General features: G+C 67.7%; 12 protein-coding genes. 9 read left to right on the forward strand and 3 right to left on the reverse strand.

The features are described from left to right. The first annotated feature begins 63 nt into the window (after positions 1-63). The 4 genes from P0Y59_24925 to P0Y59_24940 are packed head-to-tail and all read left to right on the forward strand — an operon-like array spanning position 64 to position 4,668. Positions 64-534: a MarR family winged helix-turn-helix transcriptional regulator gene (locus tag P0Y59_24925; GenBank protein ID WEK00097.1), complete on the forward strand. Its 471-nt coding sequence runs from the start codon at positions 64-66 to the stop codon at positions 532-534. Further along, a complete protein-coding gene (locus tag P0Y59_24930; protein ID WEK00098.1) occupies positions 525-1,934 on the forward strand; it encodes an efflux transporter outer membrane subunit in 1,410 nt (469 codons plus the stop codon). The genes P0Y59_24925 and P0Y59_24930 overlap by 10 nt, the downstream gene beginning before the upstream one ends. A 5-nt stretch (positions 1,935-1,939) precedes the next feature. Then, complete coding sequence (locus P0Y59_24935) at positions 1,940-3,133, forward strand: efflux RND transporter periplasmic adaptor subunit (protein ID WEK02679.1); 1,194 nt, start codon at positions 1,940-1,942, stop codon at positions 3,131-3,133. Continuing rightward, positions 3,133-4,668 (forward strand): DHA2 family efflux MFS transporter permease subunit, encoded by a 1,536-nt coding sequence (locus P0Y59_24940; GenBank protein ID WEK00099.1) that lies wholly within the window; start codon positions 3,133-3,135, stop codon positions 4,666-4,668. The genes P0Y59_24935 and P0Y59_24940 overlap by 1 nt, the downstream gene beginning before the upstream one ends. A gap of 123 nt (positions 4,669-4,791) precedes the next feature. Here P0Y59_24940 and P0Y59_24945 read toward each other — a convergent pair whose 3' ends face one another. Then, positions 4,792-5,172: an MliC family protein gene (locus P0Y59_24945; protein WEK00100.1), complete on the reverse strand. Its 381-nt coding sequence runs from the start codon at positions 5,170-5,172 to the stop codon at positions 4,792-4,794. Beyond that, positions 5,162-5,668: a peptidoglycan-associated lipoprotein Pal gene (gene pal / locus P0Y59_24950; GenBank protein WEK00101.1), complete on the reverse strand. Its 507-nt coding sequence runs from the start codon at positions 5,666-5,668 to the stop codon at positions 5,162-5,164. Before pal ends, P0Y59_24945 begins: the two co-directional genes overlap by 11 nt. 278 nt (positions 5,669-5,946) lie before the next feature. On the opposite strand from pal, the gene P0Y59_24955 reads away from it, so the two are divergent. Genes P0Y59_24955 through P0Y59_24965 form a run of 3 tightly spaced genes read left to right on the forward strand, consistent with a single transcriptional unit; the run spans position 5,947 to position 8,836 of the window. Beyond that, positions 5,947-7,455 (forward strand): ATP-binding protein, encoded by a 1,509-nt coding sequence (locus P0Y59_24955; protein ID WEK00102.1) that lies wholly within the window; start codon positions 5,947-5,949, stop codon positions 7,453-7,455. After that, positions 7,452-8,141, forward strand: a complete 690-nt coding sequence (locus tag P0Y59_24960; protein ID WEK00103.1) for a response regulator transcription factor — start codon at positions 7,452-7,454, stop codon at positions 8,139-8,141. The genes P0Y59_24955 and P0Y59_24960 overlap by 4 nt, the downstream gene beginning before the upstream one ends. Then, entirely contained in the window at positions 8,138-8,836 is a 699-nt protein-coding gene (locus P0Y59_24965) for a pirin family protein (GenBank protein WEK00104.1), read from the forward strand. Before P0Y59_24960 ends, P0Y59_24965 begins: the two co-directional genes overlap by 4 nt. 368 nt (positions 8,837-9,204) lie before the next feature. Here P0Y59_24965 and P0Y59_24970 read toward each other — a convergent pair whose 3' ends face one another. Next, positions 9,205-9,858, reverse strand: coding sequence for an arylesterase (locus P0Y59_24970; protein WEK00105.1), 654 nt, complete (start codon positions 9,856-9,858; stop codon positions 9,205-9,207). A 59-nt stretch (positions 9,859-9,917) separates the two neighbouring features. On the opposite strand from P0Y59_24970, the gene P0Y59_24975 reads away from it, so the two are divergent. Beyond that, complete coding sequence (locus tag P0Y59_24975) at positions 9,918-10,592, forward strand: ATP-binding cassette domain-containing protein (protein WEK00106.1); 675 nt, start codon at positions 9,918-9,920, stop codon at positions 10,590-10,592. Continuing rightward, positions 10,589-13,084: an ABC transporter permease gene (locus P0Y59_24980; protein ID WEK00107.1), complete on the forward strand. Its 2,496-nt coding sequence runs from the start codon at positions 10,589-10,591 to the stop codon at positions 13,082-13,084. Before P0Y59_24975 ends, P0Y59_24980 begins: the two co-directional genes overlap by 4 nt. Positions 13,085-13,103 lie beyond the last annotated feature (19 nt).

The following is a 13,103-nucleotide window of genomic DNA, read 5'->3' on the forward strand; positions in this document are numbered from 1 at the left end:
CCCTTGCATCGGGATTGCCGCGATCCTATTAGTTGCCGAAGCAACCATTGCTGGAGCAACGATGTGCCGGTGTATACCCGCGAGGAGTTCAATCCCGATGTCTCGGTCGGTTACCTGACCAAGCGCATCTACCAGTCTGCGCTGGTCGGGCTTGAGCCGATCTTCGTGGAAGAAGGCATCTCCCATCTGCAATGGTCGGCGCTCGTGTCGATCTGGTATGATCGCGGTCCGAACTGCCGCGCGCTCGCGCATGACCTGGGCCATGACAAGGGCGCCACGACTCGCCTGGTCGATACGCTCGAGGAGCGGGGCTTCGTGGCACGCGATCGCGACGCGGACGACCGGCGCGTGGTCAATCTCGTCCTGACCGACAAGGGGCGGGATATCGCCGAGCGGTGCATGCATGGGGTGGTCGACCGGTGGAACGGCTGGCTCGACGGCTGGTCGACCGAGGACGCGGGACAGTTCATCAACCATCTGCAGCGGTTGCGAACCTCGCTCGAGGCCAGCGTCGGAGACGATTCATGCGCCTGACCGCTCTCGCTCTCGCCACCACTGCCTTGCTTGCCGGCTGTGCCATCCCGGCGTCGCGGCCCGAGGTCGTGCCGATTGCGGATTCAGCGCTTGGCCTGTCCGGCGGCGCTGATTCCACTACCCCGGTGATCGCGGACGGCTGGTGGCGCTCGTTTGGCGATCCCCAGCTCGATCGGCTGGTCGCCGATGCGCAGGCGGGCAATCCCTCGCTTGAGGCGGCGCTTGCCCGCGTGCGCCAGGCAAGTGCGATCCTGTCGAGCCAGCGTGCGGAAAACGGGCCCAACGCGGTATTCGACGGCCAGGCGCAAGTCGCACGCCTGAGCGGTCAATATCAGATCCCGCCGCCCTTTGCCGGCACCACGCGCTTCATCGGCCAGGCCCAGGCAAGCCTTGACTGGAATCTCGACCTGTTCGGGCGGCAAAAGGCGGTGATCGCGGGTGCCCGTGCCTCGACCCGTGCCGCCGCGCTCGATGTGACCGCGGCGCGGCTCGCGCTCGTCGGGTCAGTCGTGCAGACCTATATCGAGCTGGCGCGCGCGGAGCGGCTGGCGGCGCTCGCCGGGCGGACGATCGCGACACGCGAAGGGTCGCTGCGGCTGGTACAGGCCCGCATCCGCAACAAGTTGGCGAGCGATCTCGACGCACAGGCTGCCCACACCTTGCTTGCGCAGGCGCAACAGGCGCTGGTGCGCGCAACGGCGCAGCGGGTCCTGGCGGCGAACGCGCTGGCGGCATTGGCCGGGCGCGGCCTTGATTATCCCGCAACCATCGCGCCCGCGACCTTGCAGCTTGATGCCGCCTTGCCATTGCCGGCGACCATCCCGGCGGATCTGCTGGCGCGACGGGCTGACGTCGCTGCGTCGCTGGCGCGTATCGATGCGGCGTCGCAGGGACGGCTCGCTGCCCGGCGTGCCTTCTATCCGGACGTGAACCTCTCGGCACTGGCCGGACTGCAGGCGATCGGGGTCGGCAATTTCTTCAACGCCGATGCCGGCACTGCCGGTGCCGGCGCTGCGATCCACCTCCCGATCTTCGACAATGGCCGGCTCAAGGCGGGTCTTGAGGGCGCGACCGCCGGGGTCGATCTCGCCATTGCCGATTACAATGGGAAGGTCGTTGGCGCGGTACACGAAGCTGCCGATGCGCTCGCCCGCATCAGGAGTTCGGCGGAAGATCGCGCCCGTCAGGCAGAGGTCGTGCGGGGTCTTTCCGAAACAGGAAGGCTCAACACGATCCGCGTGTCGAGCGGGCTCGAATCCCGCCTGGGCCTTGTCGACAATGACGTGCGGCTGCTCGACGCGCAGCAGGCCGATGCCAATCTCGCGGCCGACGCCGCCAGCCAGCGCGTCGCGCTGGTCCTGGCGCTGGGCGGCGGTTTCGATCCGAAGGACGTGAAATGACCAAGATGGAAAAGATCGAGGCGACCGAGGCGCAGGCCGCTCCCGCGCAGGACACGCCCCCCGCCGCGCCCGTGCGCGGAAATCCGGGCGCGCGGCGGCGGGGGCTGAGCATCCTTGCGGTGATCGTCCTCATCGCGGCGATCGTGTGGGCGGTGTTCCACTTCCTCCTCGCCGCACCGGAGCAGGAGACCGACGACGCCTATGTCGCCGGCGACGTCGTGGCGATCACGGCGCGCGATCCGGGCACGATCCTCGCGATTCATGCCGACAACACCCAGACGGTACGCGCCGGCCAGCCCCTGCTTGATCTCGATCCCGCCACGGTTGATGTCGGGCTCGCCGCGGCCGAGGCGGAACTGGCACGGGCGGTCCGCGCGACCCGGTCCGATTTCTCCAAGCTCAACGAGACCGGTGCGGCAGTGGTTCAGGCCCAGGCCGAACTTGCGCGTGCACAGAACGACCTTGCGCGGCGGCGCGGCGCTGCGGCCGAAGGCGCCGTTTCGGGCGAGGAGCTTAGCCATGCCGCCGACGCGGTGAAGGTCGCCTCGGCGAACCTGGCGCTCGCGCGCAGCCAGCAGGCCCAGTCGCGCACCGGGGTGCAGGGCACGACCGTCTCGACCAATCCAGCCGTGCTCGCCGCGATCGCCGCCTATCGCCGCGCGGCGATCGTGCGCAGCCATATGCACATCACCGCGCCGATCGACGGCGTGGTCGCCCAGCGCACGGTCCAGCTCGGCCAACAGGTTGCTGCTGGCACGCCGCTGATGGCGGTCGTCCCGCTCGACCGGGTGTGGGTCGACGCCAATTTCCGCGAGACCCAGCTCAAGGATATCCGCATCGGCCAGCGTGCGACGGTGACGGCTGACATGTATGGCAGCGGCATCGTCTATCACGGTCATGTCATCGGCCTTGGCGCCGGGAGCGGCAACGCCTTCGCACTGCTCCCGCCGCAGAATGCCAGCGGAAACTGGATCAAGGTGGTCCAGCGCCTCCCGGTGCGGATCGCGATCGACAGCGCCGACCTGCAACGCAACCCGCTCCGCGTGGGCCTGTCGGTCAACGCGACGGTCGATACCGCCGATACGTCCGGTGCCCGGGTCGGTGCGCCCGCGCGGCAGGCCTATCGTGATGGCACGTCCGACGGCGGCGATCCGAAGGTGGAAGCGCGCATCGCGCAGATCATCGCGGCGAACCGCTGATGGCCAGCGCCGCCCCGGCGCCGCTCCGGGGCGGCGCGCTAGCTCTTACCGCGTTCGCGCTGGCACTCGGCACCTTCATGCAGGTGCTCGACTCGACCATTGCCAATGTCTCCTTGCCGACGATCGCTGGCAACCTTGGCGTCAGCAGCGACAATTCGACCTGGATCGTCACTGCCTTTGCGGTGGCCAACGGCGTGGCGGTGCCGCTGACCGGCTGGCTGATGGGCCGTTTCGGCGTCGTGAAGACCTTCAGCGTTTCAGTGCTGCTGTTCACGCTCGCGTCGTTCCTGTGCGGTATCGCCTGGGACCTGCCGTCGCTGATCGGCTTCCGCATCCTGCAGGGTGCGGTGTCCGGTCCGATGATCCCGGGCAGCCAGGCGCTGCTGATCGCGATCTTCCCCTCGGACAAACGGTCCACCGCGCTCGGCATCTGGTCGATCACAACGCTGGTCGCGCCGATCATGGGGCCGATCCTCGGCGGCTATATCTCCGACAATTATCACTGGAGCTGGATCTTCCTGATCAACGTGCCGGTCGGTCTGTTCTGCGCCGCGGTCTGCTGGCGGAGCCTGCGCACCCGCGAGACGCCGACGCGCAAGCTGCCGATCGATCAGGTCGGGCTGATCCTGCTCGTGCTGTGGGTCGGGTCGCTTCAGATGATGCTCGATCTCGGCAAGAACGACGACTGGTTCAACTCGACGCGGATCGTGGTGATGGCGGTGATCGCCGCGATCGGTTTCGTCGCCTGGGTCATCTGGGAACTGACCGACGCCAACCCGACCGTCGACCTGACCCTGTTCAAGAGCCGTAATTTCCTGTTCGGGTCGATCGCCTTCTGCCTCGGCTATGCGGTGTTCTTCGCCAACACGCTGATCCTGCCGCTGTGGCTCCAGACCCAGCTTGGATATACCGCCACCTGGGCCGGCCTGGTCGCTGCGCCAAGTGGTGCGGTGGCGGTCATCCTGACGCCGTTCATCGCGCGCGCCTCCGGCAAGGTCGACGCGCGCATCCTCGCGTCGATCGCGTTCATTGCGTTCGGCATCTCCTATTACATGCGGTCGGGCTACACGACGGGCGCCAGCGCGTGGGATTTCATGCTGCCGATGCTTGTTCAGGGCGTGGCGATGAGCACCTTCTTCCTGGCGATGGTGACCATCTCGCTTGACGGCATTCCGCCGGAACGCATCCCCTCGGCGACGGGCATATCCAACTTTGCGCGCATCACCGCGGGCAGTTTCGCCGCGTCGATCATCACCACCGCATGGGACAGGCGCGAGGCACTGCACCAGAGCCATCTTTCCGAAGCGGTAGGGACCGGATCGCCGCTGCAGGCGGCGCGCTCGGCGCTTGGGCACCTTGGCCTGACCGACCTGCAGGCGGCGGGGGCGATCTCCCGGCAGATGGTGGGGCAGGCCTATCTGCTCGCCTCGACCGATCTGTTCCGCGTCTCGGCCTGGCTCTGCGCGATCCTGGTCGGCATTGTGTGGCTGACCCGTCGCCCGCAGCCTCCCAAGGGGCCGATCGCCGCTGACTGAGCTTCCCGCTGGAATGTGACGTCGATCAGTCGGCCATTCCGGGCTTGTCCCGGCATGACCGATGGCGGGTGGCGAAACCGGTTGGTACGCGGAATCTGGTGGCGCCAAATCCGGGATGATGGGTCAAGCTGGACTGGTCAGGCCCTGGTCGCTCAGGCGAAAGCCCACTTCGCTACACCCCTTATAAGGGCCGCCAGCGGCGCCGATCAGGACGGCACGGTCTTCGTCCTGGGCAAAGGCGACATGGTCGGAACCGTAGCGGACGCCCTGCGATGCCGGGCGCCGTACCAGATCGTAGCGGCGTTCGCCCGTGTCGATCCGCACCTGCCCGTTCGAGAATTGGGCGGAGAAGGAACTGCCTGAATCGCAGTCATATCGCCGCTCGTCGGTGGTCACGGCGCTTTTGTCATGGGGTGCGCACGCGCCGGTCGCCAGGCAGGTCAACAGCCCGATCAGTGCCGGCGCGATACGCGGATGGGGGCAGCGAAACAGATCAGCCGCCATTGTTCCCGATCACGATCGACACGGCGCGCCGGTTGGCGGCGTAGGACGTCTCGTCGGAACCGAGCGCCTCGGGGCGTTCCTTGCCGTAGGAGATGGTCCTGATCCGCATCGGCGAGATGCCTTCGGCGGCGAGGAGGGCAGCCGCGGCCCGGGCGCGACGATCGCCCAGCGCGAGATTGTAGTCACGCGTGCCGCGTTCGTCGCAATGGCCTTCGATGGAGAAGGCGACGTCGGGGTGCCGGCGCAGCCACTCGGCCTGGCGAACCAGCGTCTGGCGCGCTTCCTGGGTGAGAGTGAAGGAATCATAGCCGAACAATACGCGGTCGCTGCCGGCCGACGCGGCGAGATCGGCCTGCAGGCTTGCCAGCGTATTCTCCGCGACGGGGGTCTCGCCCGCGCCGGGCGCATAGCTGTTGCCATCGACCGGCAGGCGCTTGCTCGCGCAACCCGTCAGCATCGCGGCGCCGATCACGGCGGTCAGGACCAGTTTGTTCATCATTCGCTCCAGGGGAGTTGAGTCGTGCAATGCCTAGGACGGAGCGGGGGAGGGGTGTTACTATAGGTTTTTTATGCATGGACTGATCGGCCGGCGTGCCCCTATCCCGATTTGGCGAGCCCCTCCGTTGCGGCCCCTCCGCACGGTCTTTCCTCCCCCCGGAGGAGGCGCTCCATCACCACGGCGGTGGGCAGCCCGATGCTCCCCTCCCAAGAGCTAGCGCCCGCCGTCGTGGACCATCAGGGTGTGGATCGAAGGCAGGGAAAACCGGATAATCGATGACGGATGGCCGCACCTCGTTGTTCGACACCATGCGCGGGGTGAAACTGCATCTGAGTCCCCGGCAGTTCCTGCTGACGATCTTCCTGGTCGTCCTGTCAGCCACTGGTTCCTTCGCTGCCTCCCAGGTCAGCGAGGTCGCGGCGGCGCTCGTCTTCGTGCTCGGGATCACGGTGGCGGGCGCGCTGTGCGGCCTTGCCTCGGCCCTGATCGCCGCGCTCGTCGGCTTCCTGATCTACAATTTCTACCTGACCGAGCCGGTGCTCACCTTCCGGCTTGCGACGGGCAGCGACGCCGCGCCACTGGTCGTCTTCAATCTCTGCGCGCTCGTGTCCGGGGTGCTTGCCGGGCGGCTCAAGGACCATGCGGAGGCTGCGCGCGTCAGCAACCTGCAGCTCAACAGCCTGCTCGAGCTGAGCCGGGCGCTGCAATCCGCGCTTCGCTTGCAGGATGTCGTCGCAACGGTCGGCAAGGCCGCGCAGGACATTCTCGGGGCGCGCGTGTCGCTTTTCCGTGCCGAGGGAACCGATCTGGTCTCGCTCGACCAGATCCCGCACGATACGCGATGGCGCGCATTCGCCGCGACGGTGCTGTCCAGTCCGACGCCGATGCTTCGGGATGGGGGTCTGCTCGGTCGCCGCCTGGAACGCGGAACCGAGGCACCGATCGCGATGGTCGTCGAACCCTTTCGCCCTCGCGGCATCGAACCCGCCTTCGTCAATGCACTCGGCAATATGGTCGCGCTCGCGCTCGAACGCGCGGCACTCTCCGAACAGATGACCGAACGGAACGCTTCGGCACGCGCGGAGGAATTGAAGAGCGCGCTGCTCGCGTCCGTCAGCCATGATTTCCGTACGCCGCTCGCGGCGATCAGTGCGTCGGCGTCGAGCCTGATTACCTATGGCGAAAAACTCGATCCCGAGACCTCGATGCGCCTGTTGCGGGGCATCGTCGACGAAGGCGAGCGGCTCAACCGCTATACCGCGAACCTGCTCGAGATGAGCCGGCTTGAAACGGGTGGCGGCCCTGCGCCGCTGCAGGTCCTCAGCGTTTCCGAGATGGTCGCTGCGGCCGTTCAGCGCGTACGGTCGCGGGCGGGCGCGCGCGCGATCATGATGCGCGATCGCGAATCCGATCTGTTGATCGCGGCGAACCCGGCCTTGTTCGAACTCGTCCTGATCAACATCCTCGACAACGCGATCACCTATAGCGACGACGGCACCCGCATCCGGATCGAGATAGCCCGCGCCGACGGCCTTTGCCGCATCGCCATCACCGACGAAGGCTATGGCATTCCCGAACAGGATGCGAAGCGTGTGTTCGATCGCTTCTACCGCGTCGCGCGAAGCGAAGCCTCCCCGCGCGGCAGCGGGCTCGGGCTCGCGATCGCCAAGGGTTTTGTCGAGGCGCTCGGCGGGACCATCGGGGCGACCGTTCCGGGCATCGAGGGCCGCGGCACTCTCATCACCATCTGCCTGCCGCTTGCCGAAGGAACCCGGGCGCCATGACCCATATCCTGCTTGTCGATGACGAGCCCTCGCTTGTCGCCGTGCTCCAGCCCGTGCTGGGGGCAGCCGGCTATCAGGTCAGCGTGGCCTCGGACGGGAACGGCGCGTCCAGCCTTGCCCTGTCGGCACGGCCGGATGTCGTCCTGCTCGACCTCGGCCTGCCCGACATGGACGGCAAGGACGTCATCAAGCGCATCCGTGCCGCCAGCGAAGTGCCGATCATCGTGATCTCGGCGCGCCATCAGGAGGCTGAGAAGATCACGGCGCTGGACAATGGCGCAGACGACTATGTCAACAAGCCGTTCGAGATCGGCGAACTCATGGCGCGCATCCGTGCCGCGATCCGGCGCGGCAATAGCCTTGAAAGCGAGCCCGAGGCCTATCGCGGCGGGCCGCTCGAAATCGATTTTGTCGGGCGCCACGTCCGGCTCGACGGGGAACCGGTCAGGCTCTCGCGCAAGGAATATGATCTGCTGCGTGCCCTCGCGCTCAGTGCGGGGCAGGTGGTCACGCACAAGCGACTGCTTGCCGCCGGTTGGGGGTCGGAGGGCGCGGACAGCCAGTATCTGCGCGTCTATGTCGGCCTGTTGCGGCAGAAGATCGAGGAGGATCCGAGCGATCCGCGGCTGCTGATCACTGAGCCCGGCGTTGGCTACCGCCTCACCCCCGGGGTGAGGGAGGGATGATCGAACTGCGCGCCCGCGACGAACTGGGTCTCACGCGACTTGCCGGGCTGGAGGCGTTGCATCATTTCTCCTTCGGGCAATATCAGGATGCGGCGCGGGGCCATTGGGGTGCCCTGACGACGCTGAACCATAACCTCCTCGAACCGCGTACTGATATGCCGCCTCACCCGATCGACGGCGTCGATATCCTGACGATCGTGCGCAAGGGAGTGATCGCGCACCGGGTCAACATGGATGCCGTCGACCGGACGCTCGCGGGGGAAGTGCAACTGCTCTGCCCCGGCCGCGGGATCGTCCACGCCCAAAGCAATCCTGGCGCGAAGCTGGCGGAATTCGTCGAGATCCGGCTGCGCATGGAAACGGTGCCGGAGCGCGTGCAGCGGCGCGTCGTGAAGTTTCCGAGCCGCGGCCACACCGGACGCCTCGCGCTACTGGCGAGCGGCTTTTCGGAGGACAGGCCGGCGATGCTGCTGCATTCGCGCGCCCGCGTGTTCGGTGCCCGCATGCCCGCCCGGGGCGCGTTCGATTATGTCCTGGCTCGGGGGCGGCGGGCCTATGTGATGGCGCTCGGCGGTAGCGTGGAGGTCAATGGACAGGCGGTCGGACCGCTTGAAGGCGCCGCCATCGCGAGCGAAAGGGAGATCCGGATCGAATCCCGCAAGTTCGCCGAAATCCTCCTGATCGATGTTCGCTAGGGCCGTATTCTCCGGGACCGTGCCGGAAAACGGAACCGTTCGCAGGAGAATGGCCGGATCGATTCAACCCTGCCGAAATACGCACATGATGTTGCCCGACCGGAGGCTCTCCGCCGGGCACTCGCCGAGCTCTTTCGCATGACCGGAGACGAAAAGGGGCATCCCCTGTTACGCCGCATGTCGTGCCCGTCATGCGGGTGCGGCGCCCCTGTTATGCGCGGTTTTTTCCCCTGTTCCGCATAACAGGGAATAGGTCGGATAAGTCATTGATATCTTGATAGAAAAATCGCGGCAAAATCCAACATAACAGGGGAAGAATTTTTATTTCCTGTTTGCTTCCCTGTTAACCGTGCGGGACGGGGAAAAGCCTATGGTGTTCGCCGTAGTGCCGACCGCACGGCCGGCAAGGTCCTGCGCACCACGATCGCGACGCCTTTCGCATTGGGGTGAAGGCCATCAGCCTGGATGAGGGTGCGGTTGCCCGCCACGCCGTCCAGGAAAAACGGATAGAGCTGAACGCCGTGGCGTCTGGCGAGACGCGGATAGATGCTCTCGAAGGCATCGCGATACGCAGTGCCGAGGTTGGGCGCGGCGCGCATGCCCATCACCAGCACCGGAATCTCCCGCCGCTTCAGCTCCGTCAGGATCCTGTCGAGGTTGCTCGCGACCTGGTCGGTCGGCAGGCCGCGCAGCATGTCGTTCGCGCCGAGCTCAAGCAGGACGAGATCCGGCTTCCGCCCCAGCCCGCGCAGGCCCCACAGCAGGCGCGCCCGGCCCTGAGCCGCGGTGTCGCCCGATACGCCGCCGTTGCGCACCTCGGCATTGATACCGGCACGCCGGAGCGCGCGTTCCAGTTGCGGCACATATCCCTGGTCGGGCGGCAGGCCGAGACCGGCTGTCAGGCTGTCGCCGAACGCCCAGATCAGCGGCTTGGGCGGCGCTGGGGCGGCCGCCGTCAGTGCGAAGAGCAAGCCGAGTTGGACAAGTCGGCGAAGCACGCCATATCGCAGGAATCGTGGCATCATCATCTTCCTCCGCATCGGCCGGCATTCCGGATAACCCCGTACCTTCCGAAAGCAACGTGATCGTTGCCAAAGGGGTCACGCTCGCCCTGGGCCAGCCGCCCGCCCGGGTGCAGATCCTGCACGGGATAGACCTGTCGGTCGCGACCGGGGACAGCGTCGCGCTCCTCGGGCCGTCGGGGTCTGGCAAGTCGTCGCTGATGGCGATCCTGGCGGGGCTTGAGCGGCCGGGCAGCGGTGCCGTCGGCGTGGCCGGCCTGGATTTCGCCGCGCTCGATGAGGATGCGCTGGCCGTAGCGCGTCGCGGGCGCATCGGCATCGTCCTTCAGGCCTTCCACCTGCTTCCCACCATGACCGCGCTGGAAAATGTCGCCGTGCCGCTGGAACTGGCCGGCGTGCAGGATGCCTTCCAGCGCGCCGCGGCCGAACTGCGGGGCGTCGGCCTTGGCCACCGGCTCGATCACTATCCGGCCCAGCTCTCCGGCGGCGAGCAGCAGCGCGTCGCCATCGCCCGGGCGCTCGCGCCGCGCCCGGCTTTGCTGTTCGCCGACGAGCCCACCGGCAATCTCGATACCGCGACGGGCGCCGCGATCATGGACCTGCTGTTCGCGCGCCACCGCGAGACCGGTGCGACATTGTTCGTCATCACGCACGATCCCGCGCTGGCGGCGCGCTGCGCCCGGGTGATCGAGCTTGCCGACGGCCGTATCGTCGCCGACCGGCGCCACGCGTGAGGCTCGCTTGGCGGCTGGCGCTGCGGGATCTCCGGCGCGGCGGGCGTGGCCTGTTGCTGCTCGCGCTGTGCCTCTTCCTCGGCACGGCCGCGCTGGCCGGGATCGGCAGCCTTTCCGCGAGTATCCTCGCCGCGCTGGAGGGACAGAGCAGGGCGATGCTGGGCGGAGACCTGCAACTGCGCATCTCGCAGCGCCGCGCGACCGTCGAGGAGAGCGCCGTCTTCGCCGCGCGAGGGCGGCTGTCGGAGACGGTCGGGATGCGCGCGATGGTGCAGACCGACACTGGCGCGACGCCGACCCTGGTCGACCTGAAGGGGGTCGACAATCGCTGGCCGCTCGTCGGCGCGTTCAGGCTTGCCCCGGGTGCGCTTGCCTCGCGCCCGCATGGCCGGCAGGCGGCGATCGCGCCAGCGCTCGCTGATCGGCTTGGGCTGAAGGTCGGCGACCATATCCGGATCGGCACGGCACGCCTTGCGGTGATCGGCCTCATTGCCGAGGAACCCGATGCGCTCGGCGACGGGTTCAGCTTCGGCCCGCGCGTGATCGTCGATATGGCCGGGCTTGATGCGACCAACGCGGTGCAGCCGGGAAGCCTGTACGAGGGCCGCTATCGCCTGACACTTCCGCCAGGCACTGATGCCGAGGCATTGGGCAATCGGCTGGTGGCGCGTTTCCCGGGTGCTGGCTGGTCGGAGCGCACTGCCGATCGCGCCGCGAGCGGGCTCCGGCGCGGCATCGCCCAGCTTGGCCAGTTCCTGCTGCTCGTCGGGCTCGCCGCGCTCGCCATCGCCGGGGTCGGGGTGGGAAGCGGCGTGAGCGCCTATCTCGCCGGCAAGACGCCGATCATCGCGACCCTGAAGGTGCTCGGCGCCAGGTCGCGCACCATCGCCGCGATGTTCCTGATCCAGCTCGGGCTGGTCGCCGGCGCGGGGATCGGTGGCGGATTGATCCTCGGCGCGATGGTGCCGGCGATCGTTGCCGCGGTGGCCGGCGACGCCCTGCCGGTGCCACCCCGCCTCGCGCTCTATCCGGTGCCGCTGCTGAGCGCGGCGGTACTCGGGTTGATCGTCGGCATCCTGTTCGCTCTTCCCGCGCTCGCCCGCGCGCGCAGTGTGCCTGCCGCGACGTTGCTGCGCGGCGCGGTCGCACGGCGCCGGTGGCCGTCGTGGCGGGTGATCGCGGCAATGGTCGGGTTGCTCGCCGTGCTGATCGCGCTCGCCGTGCTGACGGCGTCGGACCAGATCCTGGCGCTTGGCTTTGTCGGCGCGATCGCGGTGCTGATCCTCGCGCTATGGCTGATCGGGCTGGCGATCCGACGCGGCATGGCGAAACTGCCGCGCCCGCGCCGGCCGTTGTTGCGCATGGCGCTCGCCAACCTGCACCGGCCGGGTGCGCAGACCGACCGGCTGGTGGTCGCGCTGGGGCTTGGCTTCTCGCTGTTCGTCGCGCTGGCGACGATCGATACCAGCCTGTCGAGCGAGATGACCAACGCCGCGCCCGCAAAGGCGCCGCGCTTCTTCGCCATCGACCTTCAGCCTGAAGATACCGGGGCCTTCCGCGCTGCGGTCCTGCGCGCCGCCCCCGGTGCCCGGTTCGAGGCGACGCCGTCGCTGCGCGGATCGATCGTCGCGCTCAGGGGGCAGCGAGTGGCTGACATGAAGAACCTGCCCGAGGATGCCTGGGTGTTGCGCGGTGACCGCACCATCACCTGGGCGGCGACCCTGCCGGCGCGGAACACGATCAGCGCCGGGAAATGGTGGCCGTCGGACTATCGCGGGCCGCCTCTCGTATCGATCGAGGACAAGGCGGCCGCCTCGCTCGGGCTGAAGATTGGCGACGAGATCACCGTGGCCGTGCTCGGCGTCGACGTGCCGGCGCGGATCGCGGCGCTGCGGACGATCGACTGGAGCGGGCTCGGCCTGAATTTCGCGATCGTCTTCTCGCCGGGCCTGATCGAGGAAGCACCGCACAGCCTGCTCGCCAGCGTCTACTCCCCCGCCGATCGGGACGGACCGATCGCGCGAGAGGTAGGTGCCGCCCTGCCTTCGGTCACGCTGATCCGGGTGGGTGACGTGATCGGCCAGATCGGCGAACTGCTCGGCCGTATCGCTTTCGCCGTCCGCGCGGCGGCGGCCGTCACCGTCGCCGCCGGGATCGCCGTGCTGGTCGGCGCGGTCGCCGCCTCGGCGCGCGCCCGGCGTCTCGACGCCGTCATCCTTAAGCTGCTCGGCGGCAGCCGGGCGCAGATCCTTGCCGTTCAGGCGATGGAATATGCCATGCTCGGGCTGTTGCTGGCGGCTGTCGCGCTGGCGATCGGGGCTGGCGCCGGATGGTATGTCATCGTGCAGGTGTTCACTCTGCCCTGGGCGCCTGACTGGGGTGTCGTTGCCATGACGCTGGCGGCATCGATCGTCATGACGCTTGGCATTGGCGTGCTTGGGAGCCTGCCTGTACTGAATGTGCGACCAGCGCTGGCGTTGCGCGAGGACTGAGTTCCGGACTTCGCGACGC

Origin of the sequence: Candidatus Sphingomonas phytovorans (assembly GCA_029202385.1) — a bacterium.
Classification (GTDB): Bacteria; Pseudomonadota; Alphaproteobacteria; order Sphingomonadales; family Sphingomonadaceae; genus Sphingomonas; species Sphingomonas phytovorans.